We start from the raw sequence: 21,566 nt of genomic DNA, 5'->3' as shown, positions 1-21,566 counted from the left end.
TCGGCCTACCGGATCGCGCCGGGTACGAGGTGCCAACCGGGGCAGGCCGCGATCAATATCCGATCGGTCCCGCGGGCCTGGCGAATTGCATCCGCAGCGGCTCCTTGTGGCCGACCAGTTCGACCGACGCCCGCGGATCTTCCGAATAACCCAGGCCGAACCGCACCACGTACTGGCGGTAGAGCGTGACAAGGGGAGCAGCCGCCAACGCCGCCTGCATCGCGGGCGCATCGCCGATCGCGGTGATGACGTAGGGCGGACTGTACGTGCGCCCGTTGAGCAGCAGGGTGTTGCCGACGCACCTCGGCGCCGAGGTGCCGATGATGCGCTGGTCCTGCATCTGAATGCCCTCGGCCCCCGCACTCCACAACGCGTTCAGCACAGCGTCGATGTCCTGCTGGTGCACCACGAGGTCGTCGGGGGTGGCGTCGCGGGGGAAGCGGCCCTCGGCGTCGCGTTGCGCGTCGTTGAGCGTGACGACCAGGCCTGGGCCACGCAGCGGGTCCAGGCCCGCATCGGCGGCCAGCCGCGCCGAGCGTGCGGTGATCGCGGTCAGTGCCGCATCCGCGCCCGGACTGCCTCCGTGGTGGCTGTCGACGGTCGACACCAGCGCATCGCGTTCCGCGCTGAGCCGGTCCACGGACTGCTGGGCCTCGCGGACCAGGTCGACCAGACGCGGAGCGTCGCTGCGGCGGATCTCGTCACCGCCGGAGACACCGTGGGTGGCGGCGAGCAGCAGGCCCGCGAGCAGACACACCACCGGCACCCCGTACTGCCATGACGTCGACCGCCGACCGACCGCCTGCGGAGTCGGCTTCCGACGATGCGACCGCTGCAACTGGCTTCCCTGACTCTGGTGTGCCGGGCCTACGTTAGGCTCGTAGGTACATCGTCGCACTCAAGTAGTTCCGAAGTAGTCCCGAAGGTCACCCATGCCCAAGTCCAAGGTCCGCAAGAAGAACGACTTCGCCGCCAACCCGGTGAGCCGTACGCCCGTCAAGGTCAAAGCCGGGCCGTCGAGCACCTGGTTCGTCGTGCTGTTCGTCAGCCTGATGCTGATCGGCTTGGTCTGGCTGCTGGTCTTCCAGCTGGCATCGTCGGCCATCCCGTTTCTCGCCGAGCTCGGCCCGTGGAACTACGCGATCGCCTTTGCCTTCATGATTACCGGGCTGTTGCTCACCATGCGGTGGCGCTGAGATTCTTCCCCCGGAAATGAATTCAACCTTGTCGCCTGGCGTTACCCTGCCAGCAACCGTTCGGTAATCGGATCACACGGATGTGATTCATCCCCATTGGGGATAGCACTTGTGGATAACCGCATACATCCCGGTGGAAGGGTGTGGAGAACGCGTGCAGCAAACTCAGTGGAGTCCACCCGTCGGTGGCATCGCCGCGTGCGCCGTAGGCGGAATTATCTTGGCTACCGTCGCTGTGAGCCTGATCACAGACCCGCCGGGGCGTCTTCTCGGGGGCGTTGCGGGGGTGGGTTTGCTCGTGTTTGCAATCTTCTCGTGGCGCGCGCGGCCCAAGCTGGCAATCAAAAATGACGCCCTCGTCAGCCGCGGGTGGTTCGGCACCAAGGTTTTGCCACGCACCGAGATCAAACTGATCCGGATCACCGAGTTCCGCCGGTTGGCCCGCAAAGTCCGGCTACTCGAGATCGACACCCACAGCGGGGATCTGATCGTGTTCACCCGTTGGGATCTGGGCACCGACCCGCTGCACGTACTCGATGTGCTGACCCAGACCGGCTACGCCGGCCCCCGCTCCTGACCAGCAGGCGTGCAGGCGCGCGAGACTACGGTTTCTGATACGTACGGCGCGAAATCCGTCAGAAACCGTCGTCTCGGCGACGTGTAGGGCGGGTCTTAGATCAGGCGATCGTGATCGAATCGACGACCACCGGGTCGGTCGGACGGTCGCTGCGGTCGGTCGCGGTGGTCGCGATGGCGTCGACGACCTTCTGCGACTCCGGGTCGACGACCTCGCCGAAGATCGTGTGCTTGCGATTGAGGTGCGGGGTCTTGGTGACCGTGATGAAGAACTGCGACCCGTTGGTGCCGGGCCCTGCGTTGGCCATGGCCAGCAGGTAGGGCCGGTCGAACTGCAACTCGGGGTGGAACTCGTCCTCGAACTTGTAGCCCGGCCCGCCGCGACCCGTACCAGTGGGGTCGCCGCCCTGGATCATGAAGCCGTCGATGATGCGGTGGAAGACCACGCCGTCGTAGAAGGGTCCGGACGTGCCGCCCGATGCGTTCTCACCGCTGTAGTCCTTGGTTCCCTGCGCAAGGCCGACGAAGTTGGCCACGGTCTTGGGCGCGTGGTTACCGAAGAGTGCGATCTTGATGTCGCCGCGGTTGGTGTGCAGGGTCGCGGTCGCTGTCTGAATGGGGCTCGTCACGGGATGTCAGTGTGCCACGCCGCCTTCGGCGCCCTTCCGGCACCGTTGGGTTCCGGTAAATGGCAGGCTGTTGTGGTCGCACCCCGGCCGCGAGAAAGGCACGCCCATGAGCACCAGGACCGAGATCCGGTTGACCCCCGGCCAGCGGTTGAGCCGCGGCCTGAAGTACACGGCGGTCGGGCCGGTCGATGTCACGCGCGGGGCTCTGGGTCTCGGGGTCAACGGTGCACAGTCCTCGGCGGCGTGGGTGGGGGACCGGTATCGCCGGGGCCGCATCAAAGCTCAGCTGAGCGAGGACCTGGCCGCCGCGCAACAGGCGATCACGCAGGAGCTCGCCGCGGCGCAGGAAGCCGTTTCCCAGGTGTTGCAAGGGACGGCTCCTACGCGTGCGGCCAAGACCCGACAGCGCAGGCGCCGGCTGGTGTTGGCGGCGGCCGGTGTCGTCGCGGTGGCCGGGGGAGCGGTGGCGTTCTCGATCGTGCGCCGGTCGACGCAGCCCGAGCCCTCGCCGCTGCCGCCGAGTGTGGAAGTGACGCCGAAACCCTGAGCGATCTCAGGGTCGGGTCGGAATCGAAGTGGAGCCTAGGAGAATCGAACTCCTGACATCTACCTTGCAAAGGCGAATCCGCCTGCATGTCAGGGGGTTTCGACGGACCTAACGTGCTGAAGCACATCACTGTAGTTCACGCGAGTTATGTGTAACTGTGGGCAGATTGTGGGCACGGCGTGGGCATCGAGAACTAATTGACCGTCACCGTGCCGCAGTTCGGGCAGTCCAGTATCAGGCGGTCCGGTCGTGAAGGCTTGCCGCCGAAGGTCTCGGGGAACGAGATTCGCTCGTCGACCTCGGCTTCCGCTTGGCATTGCGGACACGTGTATGTCATGTCATTGAGGGTAGGCCGGGCTGGCGCAGGTACCGCTCGGGGAGGAGTCCCGGTCGTGGCGGTCCTTCCTCGTTCGGAAAGGAGCCAAGGTCGAGGTTGACGCCAGCCCGGAAGCTCATCCCACTTGCCGCCGGCACACGACGGCGACATGGCGGATCTCGCCGTCGAGGTCGTAGAAAGGTTGCACGCCGCCGATGATCTGATAAGTGAGGCCGACGTGCTTGACCTCCCCGGCCGCTGTGGCGGCGAGGGCGACGGGCTCGGGTGGACAGGTGGCTTTCCACACCTCGGTTGCGATCTCGAACAAGCCCGCTTTCTCGTCGACGTCGATGGGCCGGAACAGGCACCCGTGAACGTCGGTTTCGGTGCGGATCTGGGTTGGGTAGCCGTTGCGGTCGGGTGGCCCTTCGGTGATCGTCACGAAGGTGACGGTCTGGTCGCCGAGCTGCACTACTGTGCCCTCACTCGGTAGCGGTTGAGGACGATTTGTTCGGCGAGGGTCCAGCCGTTGAAGCCGCCGCGGTATTCCTGTTCGACGTCGTCGACTTTGTCTCTGACGGCGAGTTGTCTGCCGTTGGCGACGAGGCGGGCGGCCGCGGTGGTGATCACCGCGGCCACCTCGTCGTTGGGTTCACCAGCCGCGTCGAAACCTCGTCCCCTGGTGTACGCCTTGGCCATCGCGGTGATCAACGGGACCACCGTCGTGGCTTGGGTGTTGCGCCAGTCGACGAGGTTGTCGACGTCAGCCGGATCGACGCTCATTTAGGCCTCGGTGAGCAGGGTGACGGCCTCGGGCTGCAAAAGTGCAGTGTCCCAGCGGGAGACGACCCTTATTCCGATGCTATCGAAATCTCCCCAGGTCTGGTCGAGGATCTTGACCTCGGCGTCGACATCGCGGGCGACGACGACTTTGGAGAAGTCGACCAGGGCGGCGCGGGCCTTGCCCGGTGCTGTGCCGGTGTTGGGGATGTTGTCGGTGATGATGACCGGCAGGCCCAGCAGCCGCAGTTCTGTGCCGTTCTGGACCGTGTTGGGGTCCATCACATAGCGGGCGTCGTCGGTGCCGACCTTGACCTTGCGGACCGCGGCGAACGATGCGCTGGTCATCACCCAATGCGTTGGGCTGACTTTGTTGCCTTGGGCGGTGGCCAAGCCGTCGATCAGGCTGTCGGGGTCGGTGAGATCGAGGGTGCCGGTTGCAATGCCGGTCTGCCGCAGGATGCCCTTGATGGTGTTGCTTGTGCCGGTGCCGTCCCACAGGGCGGCGTCGAGGGCGTTCGCGACGTCCGTCACCAGGCGGGTGCGCAGCACTGCCTCGAGGCCGACGACGCTGGTGCGGATCAACTCGTTGGTGAGCTTCACCAGCACCTTGAGGCCCTTCAAAGTGCTAGGGAGCAAGGTGACTTCGTCGAACGCGACGTCGCCGTCGCTGATCTGAGTGCCTTCGGCGACGAAGCCGGCGGAGACGCCGTTGACGATGCGTGGCACCCGTACCGGGCTCGACGAGTCGAGGATGACGGGGCCGGCGGCCAGGAACGTCGAAGCCTGTTCGAGGGGCTGGACGAGCAGGTTGGCTACCTGCGACTGGATGAGTGTTGAATTATCGGTGGTGGTTTCGATAGCCACAGTGGTGTCCTTTGCGTTATGTCGATGGGGTTCGACACGTCGCCAGGACGTCAATCGTGGAGGGCGCCAGGCCCGCTAGTAACCCCAGTTTAGTTGATCAGGTGCGTTCTTTCAGCAACCCGAGCAGGCTGAAAGGCGCGGCGGCTGATCCGCGTGGCCCTTGCCCGATATCTCCGCTGGGGCGGCGCGTGGCGAGGTGGGGTTTGCGGGTGAGTAGGTCGTCGATGGCGTCGGCCAGGGCGTCGGGGTCGTCGAGGTGGGCTTCGTCGAACGCAAGGTCGGTCGGGTCGGCCAAACGTCCGGTGGCGCGGACTAATTCGGTGTGCAGGCGTTGGGCGAGGGTGTCGGCGCGTTGGGCGCGTTGCCGGTACCTGCCGTTCTCCTGGCGCAGTTTCTCGACGACTTCCCGAGGAAACGACTCCGGTTCGTCGTCGGGGTCGGATTCCGGATGATCCGGCCCTTCGGCGGCCGGTTCCTCGGCTTCGGGGGTGGTACCAGGTGGTGCACTTTCCACCACCTCGGCAGTGGTGTCTTCGGTGGGTGTTTCGTCGGTCATGGTTTCTCCTTCTTGAACAGTGGCGGTCGTAGGGCTGTTGCGGCGTCGGCGAGCTGGTTGGCAAGGTTGATGGCCTCGGGGAACGTCATGCAGTACGTCAGTGCGCCGAGCCGCATTCGGATGGGTCGCGCCGTGTCGGGTGCTGTCGCGACTGTGGCGTCGAGGTCGCGGACGCTAAGCCGCATCGCGGACCGCCTCGGCCGGGGTGCGGGCGGCGTTGATCTTCAGGATTTCGTCGTCGCTGTAACCGAGCTTCCCCAGCGCATACGACGCCGGGAGAAGTCCGGCGGCGTACAGCTTGACCGTGGCGTCGGCTTCTTGGGCGACGGAGCGGGTGGCAGCGTCGGCCCATTGAATCCTGATGTCGTCGATCAGGTTGGGGTCGCGGCCGTCTCGGACGGCGATCATCAGGCGGGCGACCTGTTCCCAGGACCGGCCGAACGTGGCTTGCCGTGCCTCAGCGCGGGCCGTCAGTGACGCTTCAGCAGCCCGCAGTGCGTCGGCGGATGCGGGGTTGTCGGTGAACACGCCGACGTAGTGGGCTGGAAGTGTGGACACGGCCATGATCTGGCCGAGGATCACCCGCACCGACGCTTCGTATCCGGCGAGGTCGGCGGCTTGAAGTTGCCCGAACTTGGCCTGATCGTTTTCCGAGATCATCGCCCGGTGCCCTTCGGGGATCGGGTTGACCTCGGTGACGACCGGCTGACCATCCTCGTCGAGGACCGGGTCGCCGTTGTCATCGACGACGGGTTCCTCGGTCAGTTCGATGCCGGTCGCCCAGCGGCGGGGGCGGCCAACGTATTCGGAGGTGACCATCATGTCGGCCAGCGACTTATTCAACGCGTCGACCAGAGGTTTGAGGTCATCGACTTCGGAGAATCCCCAGTCGCCGACGATGCGGTCGGTGTTGCGCAGGTTGACGACTGGGACGACGCCGAGCGGGTTGGCGATCTCGTCGATCTGGTCGTAGCCCTGGATCGCGCCCACCTGGTTCGCCCGTAACCTGACGATCCGGTCGGGAAGGTACAGAACGGCCTCGGTGGTGTTGTTGTCTTTGTCTTCCCACCGCTTGACCGCAGCGACGATCTCGCGGGTTCCGGGGTCGGTCTGCACGGCAACCTGTTTCGCCGACTCGACAGTCACCTTCGGGCGACCGAACCGGTCAGCCCACACCAACACATAGCTGTCACCGAGGAGGAGGGCTTCGCGGTGGGCTACCCCGGAGGTTTGGTCGAGGTCGTTGCGAATCCAATCAGCCCACAACGCGCTGTCACCGACGAAGCCGGTAATACGTAGCCGTTCGGCGAGTGCGGTCACCGCCAAGCGGGGAATGTTGGACGCCATGACGCCGAACCGGTTGCCCAGCGCCGTCTTAGCCTCAGGGGACAGGAATGCGAGGGGTTGGGTTCCGGTGTAGTAGCGGTCCAGGTCGGCGTAGCGGGCGGCCGGTTCGTTGAGCCGCTGAATCAGCTTGATCAACAGTTCGTCTTGGGTCACGATGCGAAACTCCTAACGCGTTTACGGGATTTGGTTGAGTGCCAGGCGGCACGGTCATAGGCCACGATGGCGGCCACGGCTGCGTCGATCTTGCGCGGTGATCCGCGCTTGTCCTTTGAGACGAGATCCCCTTGCGGGGTCGGCTTCGCCACGCAGTGCGCGATGTGCGCAGCCATGCGTGGATCGCCGTCGTGTGTCACCGCGTTGGTGACGACGGCTTGATAGAGGCGGTCGGTGGCCGGCGCCATCCGGGCCGCGTGGGCGGTGTTCCACTCCAACACCCGGCGCTCCCCGTGTCGCTTGGCCCAGTCCTCGATCTCCGAGCGCCAACCCCACGGGTCGCACGCCAACTCGGCGACGTCGTACTTGGTGAACGCCACATCGACAGCGCGTGTGACGTCCTCACGCGGGACACGCCACCGCGGGTCACCGGGGTTCTCCCACAACCCTTCAACCCACAAGTGGCCGTCGAGGGTGCAACCCACCAGCGCCGTCGAGTCGCCAGATGCCGACCCGTCGAACGCCAACACGACACGCTCCCGCGGCTCAACGCGGCGGCGAGTCGCGCAGGCGGCCCAGGCTCCCCACGGCAGCCACGCCTCGACGCCGGTCACCCACTGCCCCAGGCGAAGCTGACGGAACACCGGTTCGCGCAGCGTCCGTTGCGCAGCCTCCAACCCGTCCTCAGCCAGGAACGGTTCATCGCACGCCAGAGCGGGGTTGGCTATCCGCCACGCCCCACGGTCGTCGGTGGTGCACCCGTCCGGGGCTGCGAACTCCCGCAGCGCGAACGCCGGATCGTCACCGGCGCGGCCGTGTTCGACGAGCCGCCACATGATGCTGTCCGGGGAACTGGCAGGGGTGGAGATCGCCAACGTCAACGACTCCGGGCGCTTACCCGACACCGACGTCACCGCCTCCCACACGGCCTCGGTGACGACGTGCAGTTCGTCGACGATCAGCAGTGACGGGTCGAACCCATGCAACGCACCGGGTTCGGCCGGCAGCGGCAGCAGAACCGAATCGTTGTGCGGCACCACAATCCGGTCCGCGTACACCTGGGCACGCTCGGCCAGCTTCGTATTCAGTTCGATCATCCGCTTCGCCATCCGCAGCGTGATATTCGCCTGCCGCTGATCACTGGCGACGACCAAGACCTCCGCCGACGCATCACCCACGAACAACTCCGCCACCGACAACATCGCAGCCAGCGCCGTCTTGCCATTAGCACGCGGGACCGACACCAAACCCGTGCGGACACTGGGCGCGAACACCGACTCAACGATCTCCACCTGGAAATCACGCAACCGAACGGGCTTACCGGCACCGACACCCTTCGGCACCTTCAAGTAATCGGCTATGAACGCCAACCGCCGGCCCGCACGGTCGGCAGGCATCCCGGAGAAGTCCAGCGGCGCGGCCTTAACCGTTCCCTTCGGCCCCGCCTTCATGACAGGCTCCAGGGGTGTCGTACAACATTCAGATCAAGACGTCCGACGGCAGCGTTATCTACCCGAGCGCCGAGAGCTACTCCTTCAAAGACGGCATCTTGTCCGTGCAGGTGGGCGGCGACACCATCCGCTATAGCCCTCATCATTGGCAGGCGTTTGTGGTCGACCCTCAAGGCGAAGACCCCCTCAACCTGCGCTGATCCCCACGGACGCGGCTTCCATCGGGTGTGAGTCGCAGATTTTGCCTAGCCGGGGGTTGTGAACGACCGCTCGACGGTCCCCGTCCCCTGGTGTTGGTGCCGCGGGCTGCGCCGCGTTTGAGGTTGCATGGGCCGCATACGGTTTCGGCGTCGGTGCCGAGGCGGATGCGTAGGCCCTTGGCTTTCCGTTCCCATGCGCTTGGCAGGTGGTCGAGTTGCAGGTTCTCGGTGCTGCCGCAGTCGGTGCAGAACGGTTGTTCGCGACGGGCACGTCGGGACAGTTGCGCCCAGCGGTAGTCGTAGCCGCGGAGGTGAGCGGGTACCTTGACGGCGTGGTCGTCGCAGTGGGCACCTGTGCAGGGTTCTCCGCACTCGACGCAGCACGACAGGGTCATGTGGTCTCCTCTCGGACTGCGAAGTCGAGGACGGACTGTTGTAGTGCGGTGAGTCCGAGGTGGGTGAAGATCATGGGGCAGATGACGCTGTAGAGCTCGAGGGTGGCGAGGATGAGCGGGGTGACGCGGTCGGCTTCGCATGCCTCGGTGAGGACGATGTTGATGCACTTGACGTTTTTGTTGGCGTGGTGGGTGATGAGGCGTGCGGCGCGGTTGCAGTCGGGGTCGGCGTCCTCGTCTTCGGAGAGGCGGGTGACGGTGTCGGAGATGCAGGCGATGCCGAGTGTGGTGACTAGTTGGGGGACGACGTGTTGGAAGAGGTCGAGGGTGGCGGTGATGAGTTCGGTGGCGCGGCCGAGTTCGACGGCCTCTCGCAATACGGTGTTGACGCCTTCTTGGTTTTGGGTGCCGTAGTGGACGACGAGGCTGGAGGCGCGGCGGCAGTCGCCGGCGATGGGGTTGGTCATGGTGGTGTTCTCCTTGGGTGGGTTGGTCCAGTAGTCGTCGGGGACGAAGATCACTCGGTGGTTCACGATGCGGCCTGTCGTTTGCTGCATTCGAAGTGGGCTTCACCTTGGCCTGCGACCACGGGCTTGCCGCAATGGATGCATGCGGGATAGCTCGACGCCGGTTGACCGCGGATAGTGCGGCGGTGCTCCCTCGGGGGTTCTGGTTTCGAGGCGGGCAGTTTCGCAGGCATGGCGGCTGGAGAGGGGGGCAGGGAGCAGTCGTGCGCGCTCTGCTCCCTGGGGGGTTTTGCTCCCTGCTGCACCCCTTCTGACCTCACAGGGAGCGCAGGGAGCGCAGGGAGCGCGCGCGAGGGTGCTCCCTGCTCGGTGCGCTCTGTGCTCAGTGCGATTGGAAGCGACCAGAACCATGGCCCGGGATTGTGGGGTCGGTCAGCGATGATGCCGAGGCGTTTCTTTGCTCGTTTGGCTTGGTCCTTGGAGTAGCCTGCTGCGTCAGCCGACGAGAACACCTCGGTTGCTTTGACTGATCCGTTAGCCAGGAAGTCGCTGAGCCAGCGGTCGATGTCGTGGGTGTCGTCGTCGTGCAGCCCAGACAGGATGTCGCGGGCGTCGAGGGTGGTGTCGCCGAGCCATTCAACGGAGCCGATCTCGGTGGGTCCGTCGTCGGTGTCGATCATGGTGCTGACGATGCGGAACTCGACGGATCTGTCGGTGCCCGAGTAGTTGGCTTTAGTGTTGGTCAACACGCGCGTGCCGGTGTCGGGGTCCTCGGCGATGGACAGGACGCAGCGGGCGACTTGGGACCAGGCCACCGATCCGAGGAGGAGTTGTCCGGAGTCGGCCCCGTCGCGCTTACCGAAGTGGGCTAGGCCGATGATGGTGACCTTGCAGCGGTGGGCGAGGGTGGCGATGGGTTCGAGGTATTGGCGCACGGCGATGTCGTCGTTTCCTGAGAAGCCCGGTGGGACGACGGCTTTGGCGGGGTCGAGGAACATCATCGTGACGGAGTGTTCGCGGATGACGTTCTCGATGGCGTGTAGGTCCAGGGGGAAGACCAGGGCGCCTGTTCCGAGGTCGGTTTCGACGTCGATGAAGATGACGCGGTCCATGTCGGCGTCGCTGGCGATCAGGCGGGGAACGATGGCGTGTTCACGGGATTCTTCGGTGCCGATCCAGAGGACGGTTCCGCCGTCGCGGGTTTCGCGTGCAGCCCAGCTTGATGCGACGGTGCTCTTTCCCTTGCCCTCGCGGGCGGCGAGCAGGTTGATGGCGTATTGGAGTACGAGGCCGAGTTCCCACCACACGAGGCGTTTGGCTTTTACCTGGGAGCCGCGGGTCACGACAAGCCGGCGGCCGGGCACGTCGATTATCACGCCACCTCCCGCGGGATGTAGACACCTGACCGGGTTCGCGACATCTGTAGCCAGTCAGTTGATTCCGAGACCTCGCGGGAGGCGTCGGCCATCTGGGCTTGGGCGGTGTCGACGCGGAGCGCCCAGTGGCGGGCGGCGTCGAAGATCGCGGCGAGCTTGGCGGGGTCGTCGGTGGGTAGGTGTTGCCAGGGCAGAGTGCCGACCATCGGCCAGCACTCCATCTCCTCAAGTAGGGGTTCGACGTGGGTGTGCACGCTCCACCAGTCGACGGTGCGAGACTCGGTGCCCGTCACTCGTCGTCCTCCTCGGGCAAGAGAGCCGGTTGGTAGTAGCGGAGTACTTCGGGGACGCTGATCTCTGAGTCCTCGGCGACTCGGCGAATGACATCGCCGAGGGTGGCGTATAGGCAGATCGCCTCGTCGAGACGAAGTTCGGCGTCGACGTCGTCGCTGTTCCATCCGCCGTCGAGATGCAGAAAAATGCTCGGACACGGGTCGAGGCCGATGTTGAACCGAGCGCCGATTCCGACCGTTACGAGCGTTTCTTGGTGGGCGCTGCGGTCCCTGGGGCGCGACAAGCTGCGGCCAGTCGCGGGAATGTATCGTCCGGGCAGATAGTGCTCGTTGCGTTGGTCCGCGGTATCGCGGGCGGTGTTTTCGCACCACGCGAATAGGCAGCCATGGTTCTTCGAGTCGTCGGCCGGTCGTGACATAATGGGGTCTCCAATCTGATTTTTGGTGAGGGTTGGTTCTGAAGCCTCGGAGGTTGCCGCCTCCGGGGCTTCGCTCTTGGTGGGGTTAAGCGGCATCGTCGCCGCCAATCCGGTTGTGCGCCAAGAACTTCAGGACATCGGCTCGCAAGTAGCGCACGCGGCCTGAGATTTTCACCCATGGAAGACCGCGCCGGCGGTAGCGGTCCTGGGCGAGGGCGTCGACGGTTGTGTGCATGACTTTGGCGACGTGTTCGGGTTTGGCGATGTGTGGCAATAGGTGCTCTGGAATCTGCTTATCCATCTCAGCCACCAGCGCGGCCCCTGCGTCGGCCGTTCCGGCGGTCGTGGTCGTCATGTCGATAAACTCCTCTCTATAACGAAGTAAATCCTCGCTACACAGCAGATTGTGTCCCGCCTAGTGAGTTTTTGTCAACATCATCGTTGTAACGAGGATTTTCTCGTTTATGCTTACCGCATGTCACCTCGCCCAGCGGAAGACAAGTGGGAGCCCATCGAATCGCTCGGGGAGACGGGCGCCGCGGTGGCTCGCAATGTCAAGCATCTGCGCCGGACGCGCGGCATGGCTTTCACCGACCTGTCCAAGCTGCTGAACTCGATAGGGCGTGAGATTCCAACGTGGGGACTTCGCAAGATCGAATCCGGTGGTAGGCGAGTAGACGCTGACGATCTCGTTGCGCTTGCTGTCGCGCTTGATGTTTCCCCGACATCGCTACTGATGCCGAACCTCGACGAGGCGGGCCCCCATGACCACGTGAAGCTCACCGCCGTCGAGAAACCATTGACTGCACATCAGGCGTGGATCTGGTTGTCGGGCTCAGGCCCTCTACCGGGAGGCAGACTGTTTGATTTCGTGCGTGCCTTCCCTAAGTGGACCAGGGATCAGATGGAAAACGAGGCCCGACAGAGGACTCTCGATGGCAACGATTGATAAGTACGAAACCGCCTCTGGCGCAACCCGTTATCGGGTCCGGTATCGAACGCCGGATCGTCGCCAGACGGACAAGCGTGGGTTTCGGACGAAGCGTGAAGCCGAGGCTTGGGCCAATCAGCTTGAGGTGGACAAGCGCAAAGGCGCATATGTCGCGCCGGCGGCGGGTCGGGTGAAGCTCGGGGAGTATGCACGGGAGTGGCTTGATTCGAAGCACAAGTTGAAGCCGTCGACCCGCGCCACGTATCGAGTCATCGTCGACACGGTCATCGCCAGGCGTGCGGACATCGCTCTCGGGGATATCAGTCGGCAGATGGTCCGTGAGTGGGTCGCCGATCTCAGTGTTGATCTAGCCCCGGCGACGGTACATAAAGCGGTCGGGGTGTTGCGTCAGGTGCTGGCGATGGCGGTGGCCGAGAACCGGCTGGTGATGAATCCTGCGGATGGGGTGGAGTTGCCGCCGGTGCGCGCCGCCGAGCAGCGGTTCATCACGCTGGAGCAACTGCACGCACTCGCCGACGCTGCCGGTGTCCATCGGCCGCTGGTGTACGTCCTCGGGACGTGTGGCCTTCGATTCGGGGAAGTCGCGGAACTGCGGTGGCGGGATCTCGATCTTCAGAAGAGGACAATCCGCATCAGCCGATCCGTTGCCCTCGTCGACGGGGTGTTTGAGATCGGTTCGCCCAAGAGCGGCAAGGGGCGCACGGTGAGCCTGCCAGCGTTCGTCGCCGATCTGCTCAAACCAGGGGAGCCGGACTCTCTTGTCTTCCCCGACTCGCAGGGCGGGCACATGCGGGGGAACAACGTGCGGCGGCGGTGGTGGACTCAGGCCGTCGCGGCCACTGAACTGTTCCCGCGGACCGTCGTCGACGCTGCGGGTGAAACCACCGCGGTCTACGACTTCAAGATCCACGAGCTTCGGCACACGGCGGCGTCCCTCGCGATTCAGGCCGGGGCGAACATCAAGGCATTGCAGAACATGCTCGGCCACGAGTCCGCTGGGCTGACGCTGGACCGCTACGGGCACCTGTACGGGTCGGACGTGGAGGCGGTCGGGGTGGCGATCAACGATCTTTTAACGCGAGAGTGTGGGCAAAATGTGGGCACTAGCAGTTCTACTACCGCGGTCGATCTGCAACGGAACACCGCCTAGCTGCGGTTTTACTTGTGGAGCCTAGGAGAATCGAACTCCTGACATCTACCTTGCAAAGGTAGCGCTCTACCAACTGAGCTAAGGCCCCTGGTCTGCAGGCGGCGCGTCGGGCGCCGCGTGCCACACCTCGATGCCGTGGCGCGAGCGCCAGACCGCGACGGTGACTGCCGCGGCGATCGCCGTGGCGATCAGCAGCACCCGCCTCATGGTGTGAACCTTTCCGTGGGGCTAGGAGGACTCGAACCTCCGACCTCTTCGTTATCAGCGAAGCGCTCTAACCGCCTGAGCTATAGCCCCGTACCGGCTCCGATGGCCGAGCGACGAGATTACCGCAATCGTGGGCTCGCGCCCAAACCGCGGTGTACGCCTCAGTTCCGTCGGCGGGCCGACAATCAATCGCGTCGGCGGGCCGACAATCAGTCCCGGTCGGCGAGCGTGACTTCCACGCCGCCGACCAAGTCCGTGGTCAGGTTGTAGATGAACGCACCGATGGTCGCCATCGCGGTCAGCAGCACGATGTTGACCAACCCGATGAGCGTGGCGCCGCCGAAGATGGTTCCGCTGGACACCAGCTCGCCGCCGGAACCACCGCCCGCGCTGGTGAGCAAGTCACCGACGTTGGTGTTCAGCTTGCTCCACACGCCCATGCCGCCGAGCACGAGGTACAGGAACGCGACGGCGATCATCCACACGAAGAACAGCGCGACCGACAGCACCGCCGACACCTTAAGCGTGCTCCACGGGTCGATCCGGCGGATCTGCATGCTGGCCCGCACCGGGCCCTTGTGCCGGGCGCCGACCTGGACGCGAGCCCCGGCCGGGGGCCGGCTTCCCGGTTCCGGGTGTGGGCGGTCGGCGGGTTTGCGCTGCTGCGCCGGGCGCGGCATCGGCCCGGACAGGTCCGGTAGCTCGCTGGCGTACGCCTCAGGCCGTGGCGACTCGGGCCGCTCGCTGCGCGCCGGCACCTCTTCGGTCGGCGTCGAACCGCCCACCATGAAGCGGTTCGGTCGGCCACCGACATTGGGGGAGTTGTTCGGATTGCCGCGCTGGTCTTCGGCCGTCCGCTCGGGTGGATGCCCGTCGTCGCCCTGGCTGCCCTCGCGCGGGCCCGCCCCAGGCGCCCGCCTCGGTGGCTCCGGAGGCCGCTGACCCGGCTGTGCGGTCCGCGCCGCCGCGGGGCCGCGCTGCCATGGCGGCACCTCGGCGCGGTCGGGAACCTCGGACCGCGTGCCGAGGGCGTCCTGGTTGGTCGCGGAGCCGTTGGCGCCGCCTGGACTGTCGCCCCCGCGGGGGCGTCCCGGCTCGTTCGGTGAACTCACCTACGGCTCCTCACTGGTCCCGTCCCCGGATCAGGCACCGGGGTCGGTGTTGACCTCGTCGGTGCTGTCGCCTTCCTCCGCGTTGCGCGCGATGGCTATCAGTGTCGTGCCCTCACCCAGGTTCATCAACCGAACGCCCTTGGTTTGCCGCCCGGCCTTGCGAACCTGGCGAGCCGCCGTCCGGATGACGCCCCCACCGGAGGTGATGGCGTACAACTCTGTGTCGTCATCGACGATCAACGCACCCACAAGATTGCCACGGCGCTTGTCGAATTGGATCGTCAGTACCCCTTTACCGCCGCGGCCTTGCACCGGGTACTCCTCGATCGCGGTGCGCTTGGCGTATCCGCCGGAGGTGGCGACCAGCAGATACGTATCCGACCGCACCACGTTCAGCGACAGCAGCTCGTCGTCGGTGTTGAACCGCATGCCCTGCACACCGGAGGTCGCCCGACCCATCGGCCGCAGCGCCTCGTCGGTTGCCGAGAACCGGATGGACTGACCCTTGGCCGACACCAGCAGCAGGTCGTCGTCGGCTGAGCACAGGACCGCACCCACGAGTTCGTCGCCGTCGCGCAGGTTGATCGCGACGATGCCGCCGGAGCGGTTGGAGTCGAAGTCGACCAGTCGCGACTTCTTCACCAGACCGTTGCGGGTGGCCAACACCAGGTATGGCGCATCCTCGTACGTCTTGAGCTGGATGACCTGCGCGATCCGCTCTTCGGGCTGGAACGCCAGCAGGTTCGCCACATGCTGGCCCCGCGCGGTGCGCGACGCCTCGGGCAGTTCGTATGCCTTGGCGCGATAGACCCGGCCCTGGGTGGTGAAGAACAGGATCCAGTCGTGCGTCGAGCAGACGAAGAAGTGGTTGACGATGTCGTCCTGCTTTAGCCCGGCGCCCTGCACGCCCTTGCCGCCCCGCTTCTGGCTGCGGTACAGGTCGGTCTTGGTGCGCTTGGCGTAGCCGGTCTCGGTGATCGTGACGACGACGTCCTCCCGGGCGATCAGATCCTCGTCGGCGACCTCACCGTCGGCGGCCACGATCCGGGTGCGCCGGTCGTCGCCGTACTTGTCGACGATCTCTCTGAGCTCGTCGCGCACGATCGCGCGCTGCCGCTCGGGCTTGGCCAGGATGTCCTCGAGGTCGGCGATCTCGGCCTCGATCTTGGCCAGGTCGTCGACGATGCGCTGCCGTTCCAGAGCGGCCAGGCGACGCAGCTGCATGTCCAGGATCGCCTGGGCCTGGATGTCGTCGATGTCGAGCAGCTCGATCAGGCCTTGGCGCGCCACGTCGACGGTCTCCGACGCCCGGATCAACGCGATCACCTCATCGAGCGCGTCGAGCGCCTTGACCAGCCCGCGCAGGATGTGGGCCCGCTCGTTGGCCTTGCGCAACCGGTAGCGGGTGCGCCGCACGATCACGTCGAGTTGGTGGTTGACGTAATGGCGGATCAGCTGGTCGAGGCGCAACGTCCGCGGCACGCCGTCGACGATGGACAGCATGTTGGCCCCGAAGCTGGTCTGCAGCTGGGTGTGCTTGTAGAGGTTGTTGAGCACTACCTTGGCGACCGCATCGCGCTTGATCTCGATGACGATGCGCAGCCCGACGCGGTCGCTGGACTGGTCCTCGATGTTGGAGATCCCGGCGAGCTTGCCGTCGCGGACCTGCTCGGCGACCGAGGTGATGAAGTTGTCGTGGTTGACCTGATACGGCAACTCGGTGATGACGATGCCGGTGCGGCCGCGGCTGTCCTCCTCGATCTCCACCACACCGCGCATGCGCACCGATCCGCGGCCGGTGGTGTACATGTCGCTGATCCCCTGGGACCCCACGATCAGGCCCGAAGTGGGGAAGTCCGGGCCTTTGACGCGTTCGATGACGGCCGCCAGCGTGGCCTCCTCATCTGCGTCGAAGTTCTCCAGGCACCAGTACACCGCGTCGGCCAGCTCACGCAGGTTGTGCGGCGGAATGTTGGTGGCCATGCCGACGGCGATACCGCCCGAGCCGTTGGCCAACAGGTTGGGGAACCGGCTCGGCAGTACCGTGGGCTCCTGCACCCGCCCGTCGTAGTTCGGGATGAAATCGACTGTCTCCTCGTCGATTTCGCGCAGCATCTCCATGGCCAGCGGCGTGAGCCGCGCCTCGGTGTACCTCATGGCGGCCGGCGGGTCGTTGCCCGGCGAGCCGAAGTTGCCCTGCCCGTCAACCAGCGGGTAACGCAGGGACCACGGCTGGGCCATCCGGACCAGGGTGTCGTAGATCGACGCGTCACCGTGCGGGTGGTAGTTACCCATCGTTTCGGCAACGGAGCGTGCGGATTTCGCGTGGCTGCGGTCCGGACGGAAGCCGGAGTCGAACATCGCGTAGAGCACCCGGCGGTGCACGGGCTTGAGGCCGTCGCGCACCTCGGGCAGCGCGCGCCCGACAATCACGCTCATCGCGTAGTCGATGTAGCTGCGCTGCATCTCCTGCTGGATGTCGACCGGTTCGATGCGGTCGCCTGCTTCGTCGCCGGGCGGCAACGTCGTGTCAGTCATCAGTCAGCCTTAGTATCGGGTTGAATTTGCGACGGTGTCCTTGTCGCTAAACATCAAGGAAGCGAACGTCTTTGGCATTTCGGGTGATGAAACTGCGGCGAGCCTCGACGTCCTCGCCCATCAGGATCGAGAACAGCTCGTCGGCGGCTGCCGCGTCGTCGAGGGTCACCTGGCGCAGCACCCGCACCGACGGGTCCATCGTCGTCTCCCACAGCTCCTTGGCGTCCATCTCGCCCAGACCCTTGTAGCGCTGGATACCGTCGTCGGGGTTGATCTTCTTGCCCGCCTTGCGACCCGCCTCGAGCAACCCATCGCGCTCGCGGTCGGAGTAGGCGAATTCCGGCTCGCTGCGCTGCCACTTGAGCTTGTACAGCGGCGGCTGCGCGAGGAACACATGGCCGTTTTCGATGAGCGGCTTCATGAATCGGAACAACAGCGTCAGCAGCAGCGTCGAGATGTGCTGGCCGTCGACGTCGGCGTCGGCCATCAGAACAATCTTGTGATAGCGCAGTTTCGAGATGTCGAACTCGTCGTGGATGCCAGTGCCCAGCGCGGTGATGATCGCCTGGACTTCGGTGTTTTTGAGCACCCGGTCGATACGGGCCTTCTCGACGTTGATGATCTTGCCGCGCAGCGGCAGGATCGCCTGAAACATCGAGTCACGGCCGCTCTTGGCCGAGCCGCCTGCCGAATCACCCTCCACCACATACAGTTCAGACTTGCGCGGGTCGGTGGAACGGCAGTCGGCGAGCTTGCCGGGCAGACCGCCGATGTCGGTGGCGCTCTTGCGGCGCACCAGTTCCCGTGCCTTGCGCGCGGCGATCCGGGCCTGCGCCGACGAAACCGCCTTGTTCACAACGGTCTTGGCCTCGGCGGGGTTGGCGTCGAACCAGTGCGTCAGCTCCTCGTTGCAGATCTTCTGCACGAATGACTTGACCTCGGTGTTGCCGAGTTTCGTCTTGGTCTGGCCTTCGAACTGCGGTTCGGCGACCTTGACCGAGATCACCGCGGCCAGCCCCTCGCGGATGTCGTCACCGGTGAGGTTCGGGTCCTTGTCCTTGAGGAGCTTCTTGTCCTTGGCGTACTTGTTGACCACCGACGTCAGTGCGGCCCGGAACCCTTCCTCGTGGGTGCCGCCCTCGTGGGTGTTGATGGTGTTGGCGAAGGTGTGTACCGACTCGGAGTAGCCCGCGTTCCACTGCATCGCGATCTCGACCTCGTGGCCGGGACCCTTACCGTCGAAGTCGATGATGCTCTGCTGGATCGCGGTCTTGGTCCGGTTGATGTGCTTGACGAAGTCAACCAGACCACCGGGGTAGTGGAAGACACGGTGCTTGACCTTGTGCGGCTTCGAGTTCTCGGCGGCCTTCTCGTCGGCGGTCTTGGGCGCCTCGGCGGTGTCGCTGACCACCTCGTCGACGACCTCTTCGGCGGTCACCCGCTCGTCGGTCAGCTCGATGGTCAGGCCCTTGTTGAGAAACGCCTGCTCCTGCAGCCGGCGAGCGACCGTCTCGAAGTCGTATTCGGTGGTCTCGAAGATGTCGGGGTCGGCCCAGAACCGCACCGTCGTGCCGGTCTCCTTGGTCTTGCCGCCCTGCTTGAGCTCGCCGGGCACCGAGCGGTCGTAGTACTGGAACCACTCGTAGCCGTCCCGCAGGATCGTCACCTCGACCCGCCTGGACAGCGCGTTGACTACCGAGACACCGACGCCGTGCAGACCGCCCGAGACCGCATAGCCGCTGTTCTCGCCGCCGAACTTGCCGCCGGCGTGCAGTTGGGTCATGACGACGTCGACGGTCGGGATGCCCGCCTGCTTGTGCTTTTCGACGGGGATGCCGCGGCCGTCATCGGTCACGCTGACGCTGCCGTCGGCGAGGATCTTCACGTCCACCCGGGTGGCGTAGCCGGCCATCGCCTCGTCGATCGCGTTGTCGACGACCTCCCAGATCAGGTGATGCAGACCACGCTCGCCGGTGGACCCGATGTACATGCCCGGACGTTTGCGGACGGCTTCGAGACCCTCGAGAATGGTGATTGCATCGGCGCCGTACTCCTTGGGAGCACTCTTCTTCTGGGCAGCCACGTTGGACGGGTCTCCTTGGTCTCTTGCCGGGGAAGGCTGGCGAGGCGGTCGACCACCGCCTGCGGATCTGCTTCCATCCTACCGGCAGAGCTTGACAGCACCGACTCTGAGGCGGCGTTTCTGCACACCTATTTGGGCCGCCTGTGGAATTTCTCGATCTCGGGTGCCTGAAGACGCTTGAGAACTAGGATTGCGGCGTTCTCGCGCCATTCAGGCAACGGCGGTTCCCGCCGCTATCCGTATGTGTCGCGTGGTCCTCTGCCGGCGATGTGATAGCGGCCCTTCCGCCACGACGGCGCGACCGGGCCGACGATTCTGAGCGATTTCACGACGCCGTCGCCCACCGCATCCGCGATCTTGGCCAACACCTGCGCCTGCACCATCCGCAGCTGCGTCGCCCAGGCGGTGGACTCCGCCGAGATGGTCAGCACACCATCATTCAGGGAGGTCGGCGTCGCATGCGCGGCGATGCCCTCACCGACCACACCGGTCCAGCGGCCGAACACCGCGCCCTCGGCGACGCGGCCGGACCATCCGCGGTTGCGGGCCAGGTCACTGGCCGCGGGTCCGAACGGCTGGGGATCGCGTGAGTCCGGGCCGGGACCCGACCACCGCCGACGACTGTTACCGGCGATCCTTCGAGGCGCCGCGCCGCGACCGCGACCCACCTCCTTACCTTGGCTGCGCGCCGCACCGCGCGCCTCCTCGAGCGTGCGCCGGACCAGATCCATACCGCGTAGGTTCGCCAGGTGCGCGGGCGGCTTGACTTCATCGTCGGGCGACGTCACGGCTCCACCACCGAGATTCGTCCGGAATCCTCGTCGCGCATCGTCACTCCAATCCTGCGCGCATCCCAGTCGACCGGGACATCCTCTGAGACCGCCGCCGTGACCAGGACCTGCTCGGCCGAGGCCGCGACGGCGGCCAGTGCCTGCCTGCGCGCCTTGTCCAGTTCGGCGAACACATCGTCGAGCAACAACACCGGATCGCTCCCTTCGGCGCGTAGCAGTTCGTAGGCAGCCAGCCGCAGCGACAACGCCATCGACCATGATTCCCCATGGCTGGCAAAGCCTTTGGCGACCTGATCGCCCAACCGCAGTTCGAGGTCGTCGCGGTGCGGGCCCACCAGGCACACGCCGCGTTCCAGTTCGGCATCCCGCCGGCGTGCCAACGCGTCGAGCAGCGCGGCCTCGAACATCTCCGCGTCAGCGGTGCCGACCGCCGCCTCTGCCTCCACCACGTCGACACCGCTGCGGTAACGAATCGCCGCGGGCCGCGACGACGGCGCCAGCAGTTGATATGCCTTCTCCACCTCCGGCGCCAGTTGGTTGACCAGATCCACCCGTGCCGCGATGAGCTTCGCACCCTTCTCGGCGAGGTGGCCGTCCCACACATCGAGGGTGTCGAAAACGCCTCGGTCACCGCGGAATCGAGCGCCGGATGCCGTCTTCAGCAGCGCGGTCCGCTGGCGCAGCACCTTGTCGTAGTCCGCGCGGATCGCGGCGACCTGCGGGCGCCGGGTGGTGGCGAGTTCGTCGAGATATCGGCGCCGCTCACCGGGGTCTCCACGCACCAGCGCCAAGTCCTCCGGCGCGAACAGCACAGCCCTCAGCACGCCGAGGATCTCGCGCGCGGAGCGAACGGGGGAGCGGTTGATACGTGCCTTGTTGGCACGACCGGCCGTGATCTCCAGGTCCACCGACAGTTCCCGGCCTTCGTTGACGACGATGGTCGACACCACCGCGCGTTCGGCGCCGGTCCGGATCAGGGGGCCGTCGGTGGCGACCCGGTGTGATCCGAGCGTGGACGAATACCACAGCGCCTCAACGATATTCGTCTTCCCGAACCCGTTAGGGCCGACGAACACAGTGCGGCCTGGTTCGAGATCCAGTTCGAGGCGCGGCCACGATCGAAAGTCGGTCAACGCCAGGCGGCGGACGTACACGACGCGACCGC

The 21,566-nt window shown here is 65.4% G+C and carries 27 protein-coding genes and 2 tRNA genes; 6 read left to right on the top strand and 23 right to left on the bottom strand.

The features are described from left to right. Positions 1-52: 52 nt before the first annotated feature. Positions 53-838: a DUF881 domain-containing protein gene (locus A5759_RS22760; protein ID WP_082962251.1), complete on the bottom strand. Its 786-nt coding sequence runs from the start codon at positions 836-838 to the stop codon at positions 53-55. Between the two features lie 94 nt (positions 839-932). On the opposite strand from A5759_RS22760, the gene crgA reads away from it, so the two are divergent. Together crgA and A5759_RS22750 are read left to right on the top strand one after the other, a co-directional pair. Continuing rightward, on the top strand, positions 933-1,196 hold the full coding sequence (gene crgA, locus A5759_RS22755) for a cell division protein CrgA (RefSeq protein WP_064394683.1): 264 nt from the start codon (positions 933-935) through the stop codon (positions 1,194-1,196). Positions 1,197-1,350: 154 nt separating this feature from the next. After that, positions 1,351-1,773, top strand: coding sequence for a PH domain-containing protein (locus A5759_RS22750; RefSeq protein ID WP_068201466.1), 423 nt, complete (start codon positions 1,351-1,353; stop codon positions 1,771-1,773). Between the two features lie 100 nt (positions 1,774-1,873). Here the strand turns inward: A5759_RS22750 and A5759_RS22745 are convergent, their stop codons facing one another. Next, positions 1,874-2,401 (bottom strand): peptidylprolyl isomerase, encoded by a 528-nt coding sequence (locus A5759_RS22745; RefSeq protein ID WP_064346142.1) that lies wholly within the window; start codon positions 2,399-2,401, stop codon positions 1,874-1,876. A gap of 106 nt (positions 2,402-2,507) precedes the next feature. Between A5759_RS22745 and cwsA the strand changes: the two genes are divergently transcribed. Next, a complete protein-coding gene (gene cwsA / locus A5759_RS22740) occupies positions 2,508-2,948 on the top strand; it encodes a cell wall synthesis protein CwsA (protein ID WP_068201465.1) in 441 nt (146 codons plus the stop codon). A 193-nt stretch (positions 2,949-3,141) separates the two neighbouring features. Here cwsA and A5759_RS26010 read toward each other — a convergent pair whose 3' ends face one another. The 8 genes from A5759_RS26010 to A5759_RS22705 all read right to left on the bottom strand — a co-directional run bounded on the left by A5759_RS26010 (position 3,142) and on the right by A5759_RS22705 (position 8,418). Continuing rightward, positions 3,142-3,285, bottom strand: a complete 144-nt coding sequence (locus A5759_RS26010; RefSeq protein WP_156617007.1) for a hypothetical protein — start codon at positions 3,283-3,285, stop codon at positions 3,142-3,144. 115 nt (positions 3,286-3,400) lie between these two features. Next, complete coding sequence (locus A5759_RS22735; RefSeq protein ID WP_231984725.1) at positions 3,401-3,706, bottom strand: hypothetical protein; 306 nt, start codon at positions 3,704-3,706, stop codon at positions 3,401-3,403. 29 nt (positions 3,707-3,735) lie between these two features. Continuing rightward, positions 3,736-4,047 (bottom strand): hypothetical protein, encoded by a 312-nt coding sequence (locus A5759_RS22730; protein ID WP_068201463.1) that lies wholly within the window; start codon positions 4,045-4,047, stop codon positions 3,736-3,738. Next, positions 4,048-4,965, bottom strand: coding sequence for a phage major capsid protein (locus A5759_RS22725; RefSeq protein ID WP_304441221.1), 918 nt, complete (start codon positions 4,963-4,965; stop codon positions 4,048-4,050). Positions 4,966-5,008: 43 nt separating this feature from the next. Continuing rightward, positions 5,009-5,467 (bottom strand): hypothetical protein, encoded by a 459-nt coding sequence (locus A5759_RS22720; protein WP_068201460.1) that lies wholly within the window; start codon positions 5,465-5,467, stop codon positions 5,009-5,011. Then, on the bottom strand, positions 5,464-5,652 hold the full coding sequence (locus A5759_RS22715; RefSeq protein WP_068201458.1) for a hypothetical protein: 189 nt from the start codon (positions 5,650-5,652) through the stop codon (positions 5,464-5,466). The genes A5759_RS22720 and A5759_RS22715 overlap by 4 nt, the downstream gene beginning before the upstream one ends. Further along, positions 5,642-6,967: a phage portal protein gene (locus tag A5759_RS22710; RefSeq protein WP_068201456.1), complete on the bottom strand. Its 1,326-nt coding sequence runs from the start codon at positions 6,965-6,967 to the stop codon at positions 5,642-5,644. The genes A5759_RS22715 and A5759_RS22710 overlap by 11 nt, the downstream gene beginning before the upstream one ends. Then, positions 6,964-8,418, bottom strand: a complete 1,455-nt coding sequence (locus tag A5759_RS22705; protein WP_068201449.1) for a terminase large subunit domain-containing protein — start codon at positions 8,416-8,418, stop codon at positions 6,964-6,966. The genes A5759_RS22710 and A5759_RS22705 overlap by 4 nt, the downstream gene beginning before the upstream one ends. A gap of 14 nt (positions 8,419-8,432) precedes the next feature. Between A5759_RS22705 and A5759_RS22700 the strand changes: the two genes are divergently transcribed. Continuing rightward, a complete protein-coding gene (locus A5759_RS22700; protein WP_068201448.1) occupies positions 8,433-8,618 on the top strand; it encodes a hypothetical protein in 186 nt (61 codons plus the stop codon). Positions 8,619-9,009: 391 nt separating this feature from the next. On the opposite strand, the gene A5759_RS22695 is transcribed toward A5759_RS22700, so the two are convergent. The 5 genes from A5759_RS22695 to A5759_RS22675 form a co-directional block, all read right to left on the bottom strand. Further along, positions 9,010-9,570 carry a hypothetical protein gene (locus A5759_RS22695; RefSeq protein WP_197506167.1) on the bottom strand — a complete coding sequence of 187 codons (561 nt, stop codon included), beginning with the start codon at positions 9,568-9,570 and terminating at the stop codon, positions 9,010-9,012. After that, complete coding sequence (locus tag A5759_RS22690) at positions 9,543-10,856, bottom strand: AAA family ATPase (RefSeq protein ID WP_197506165.1); 1,314 nt, start codon at positions 10,854-10,856, stop codon at positions 9,543-9,545. Before A5759_RS22690 ends, A5759_RS22695 begins: the two co-directional genes overlap by 28 nt. Continuing rightward, positions 10,853-11,149 (bottom strand): DUF2742 domain-containing protein, encoded by a 297-nt coding sequence (locus tag A5759_RS26180; protein ID WP_197506163.1) that lies wholly within the window; start codon positions 11,147-11,149, stop codon positions 10,853-10,855. Before A5759_RS26180 ends, A5759_RS22690 begins: the two co-directional genes overlap by 4 nt. Beyond that, a complete protein-coding gene (locus A5759_RS26175) occupies positions 11,146-11,568 on the bottom strand; it encodes a hypothetical protein (protein ID WP_068201442.1) in 423 nt (140 codons plus the stop codon). The genes A5759_RS26180 and A5759_RS26175 overlap by 4 nt, the downstream gene beginning before the upstream one ends. A gap of 85 nt (positions 11,569-11,653) precedes the next feature. Then, positions 11,654-11,923 carry a DNA-binding protein gene (locus A5759_RS22675; protein ID WP_231984724.1) on the bottom strand — a complete coding sequence of 90 codons (270 nt, stop codon included), beginning with the start codon at positions 11,921-11,923 and terminating at the stop codon, positions 11,654-11,656. Positions 11,924-12,043: 120 nt separating this feature from the next. Here A5759_RS22675 and A5759_RS26170 point away from each other — a divergent pair, with 120 nt between their 5' ends. Together A5759_RS26170 and A5759_RS22665 are read left to right on the top strand one after the other, a co-directional pair. After that, on the top strand, positions 12,044-12,517 hold the full coding sequence (locus tag A5759_RS26170; RefSeq protein ID WP_068201440.1) for a helix-turn-helix domain-containing protein: 474 nt from the start codon (positions 12,044-12,046) through the stop codon (positions 12,515-12,517). Beyond that, a complete protein-coding gene (locus tag A5759_RS22665) occupies positions 12,504-13,670 on the top strand; it encodes a tyrosine-type recombinase/integrase (RefSeq protein ID WP_082962248.1) in 1,167 nt (388 codons plus the stop codon). The genes A5759_RS26170 and A5759_RS22665 overlap by 14 nt, the downstream gene beginning before the upstream one ends. Before the next feature lie 15 nt (positions 13,671-13,685). On the opposite strand, the gene A5759_RS22660 is transcribed toward A5759_RS22665, so the two are convergent. From A5759_RS22660 to recF, 8 genes are all read right to left on the bottom strand, one after another. Continuing rightward, a tRNA-Ala gene (locus A5759_RS22660) sits at positions 13,686-13,758 on the bottom strand. After that, positions 13,749-13,877, bottom strand: coding sequence for a hypothetical protein (locus tag A5759_RS26500; RefSeq protein ID WP_255392538.1), 129 nt, complete (start codon positions 13,875-13,877; stop codon positions 13,749-13,751). Before A5759_RS26500 ends, A5759_RS22660 begins: the two co-directional genes overlap by 10 nt. 16 nt (positions 13,878-13,893) lie before the next feature. Further along, positions 13,894-13,967 (bottom strand) — tRNA-Ile (locus A5759_RS22655). A gap of 119 nt (positions 13,968-14,086) precedes the next feature. After that, positions 14,087-14,989 carry a DUF3566 domain-containing protein gene (locus A5759_RS22650; protein WP_068201438.1) on the bottom strand — a complete coding sequence of 301 codons (903 nt, stop codon included), beginning with the start codon at positions 14,987-14,989 and terminating at the stop codon, positions 14,087-14,089. Between the two features lie 30 nt (positions 14,990-15,019). Next, entirely contained in the window at positions 15,020-17,527 is a 2,508-nt protein-coding gene (gene gyrA, locus A5759_RS22645; RefSeq protein WP_068201436.1) for a DNA gyrase subunit A, read from the bottom strand. A 46-nt stretch (positions 17,528-17,573) separates the two neighbouring features. Further along, positions 17,574-19,610: a DNA topoisomerase (ATP-hydrolyzing) subunit B gene (gyrB, locus tag A5759_RS22640; protein ID WP_066840971.1), complete on the bottom strand. Its 2,037-nt coding sequence runs from the start codon at positions 19,608-19,610 to the stop codon at positions 17,574-17,576. 233 nt (positions 19,611-19,843) lie between these two features. Next, positions 19,844-20,398: a DUF721 family protein gene (locus A5759_RS22635; RefSeq protein ID WP_068201435.1), complete on the bottom strand. Its 555-nt coding sequence runs from the start codon at positions 20,396-20,398 to the stop codon at positions 19,844-19,846. Then, positions 20,395-21,555 (bottom strand): DNA replication/repair protein RecF, encoded by a 1,161-nt coding sequence (gene recF / locus A5759_RS22630; protein ID WP_068201434.1) that lies wholly within the window; start codon positions 21,553-21,555, stop codon positions 20,395-20,397. Before recF ends, A5759_RS22635 begins: the two co-directional genes overlap by 4 nt. Between the last annotated feature and the right edge of the window lie 11 nt (positions 21,556-21,566).

It is taken from the genome of Mycobacterium sp. 852014-52144_SCH5372336, from assembly GCF_001665615.1.
Taxonomy (GTDB): domain Bacteria; phylum Actinomycetota; class Actinomycetes; order Mycobacteriales; family Mycobacteriaceae; genus Mycobacterium; species Mycobacterium neumannii_A.
This window is presented reverse-complemented; position numbering and strand designations above follow the sequence as displayed.